This window comes from Tepidanaerobacter sp. GT38 (assembly GCF_021991635.1).
In the GTDB taxonomy this organism is placed as follows: domain Bacteria; phylum Bacillota; class Thermosediminibacteria; order Thermosediminibacterales; family Tepidanaerobacteraceae; genus DTU063.
The window spans coordinates 1-1,169 of record NZ_JAFFJA010000110.1 but is presented as its reverse complement, the minus strand read 5'-3'; the positions used below and the strand labels follow the sequence as shown (position 1 = coordinate 1,169).

Annotated in this window: 2 protein-coding genes; both read left to right on the top strand. The window is 33.1% G+C overall.

Annotated elements, in window-relative coordinates; genetic code table 11:
- The first annotated feature begins 229 nt into the window (after nt 1–229).
- The gene (locus tag JT739_RS11895; RefSeq protein ID WP_237661349.1) at nt 230–625 is read left to right on the top strand and encodes a (deoxy)nucleoside triphosphate pyrophosphohydrolase; all 396 of its coding nucleotides are present in this window, start codon (nt 230–232) and stop codon (nt 623–625) included.
- Nucleotides 618–1,154, top strand: coding sequence for a YDG/SRA domain-containing protein (locus JT739_RS11890; protein WP_237661348.1), 537 nt, complete (start codon nt 618–620; stop codon nt 1,152–1,154). The genes JT739_RS11895 and JT739_RS11890 overlap by 8 nt, the downstream gene beginning before the upstream one ends.
- The last annotated feature ends 15 nt before the right edge of the window (nt 1,155–1,169 follow it).

The following is a 1,169-nucleotide window of genomic DNA, read 5'->3' as shown; positions in this document are numbered from 1 at the left end:
AATTTTACAATTAACCGTTTTTATTTTTATACAAATATATAAACAAATATATAGACAAATAAATTTTTGTATTATATAATTGTAGCAAGGTGGTTAATTATGGCATATATATATGGCATATATCCAGATAAGTTCAAGGAGTGAGTGCTACCTAACATGTTTGGCAAGGTTTTATATTAAATTGGAGAGTAAAAATAGCAACTTTGAAGAGATAGAAGAGGTGTAAGTTATGAAAAGAATTAGAGTCGCAGCAGGAGTTATTACAGATAATGATAAGGTTCTAATTACTAGACGTGCACCAAAAGAAAATTTCGCTGGAGGATGGGAATTTCCAGGTGGGAAAATTGAAGCTGACGAAACCCCCGAAGATTGCCTTACTAGAGAACTTAAAGAGGAACTTAATATCAATGTTTCGATTGATAAATTTTGTACTGAGGTAACTCACGATTACGGTAATATAAACATTTATCTAATTGCCTATTATTGTACAATAACTGACGGGACAATTCAGATATCTGTTCATGATAAGTATAAATGGGTTAGAATAATTGATTTACTAAAATTTGAACTATTGCCAGCAGATATACTGATTGCAAAAAAGGTAATGGAGGATTATTATGAGTAGTTTTTGCAAATTTAAAATTGGACAAGTTGTAACCCATTCAGATATTATAGCTGAATTTAAGTGCGGAAATATGGGGGGAATGCGCCGGTCAAAAGCAACCAATTCCCTAGTTATAATATCTGATCATACAAAAGGCCTGTATGAAGATAAATGGTTTGGAGATGTTTTGCATTATACGGGTATGGGTAAAAATGGGGACCAAGATTTGAATTTTATGCAAAATAAAACACTAGCAGAATCTGATAGAAATGGTGTAGAAGTTCATCTGTTCGAAGTACTGGTACCTACAGAATACATATATCGTGGCCTTGTATCTTTGGCAGGTAAGCCTTATCAGGAAATACAAAAAGGTGAAGATGGGGTTCCAAGAAAAGTATGGATGTTCCCTTTGAAGTTACAAACCGGTTCACAGGCTATTCCCGAAGAATCCTTTATTAAATACATTAAGGAAAAAGAAAAGGTAGCTGAAAAATTAACACTGAATGAGTTAAAAGAACGTGCAGAGCAAAATGAAAGTGATAAAGGATAGTGTCAAGTTGTTGTA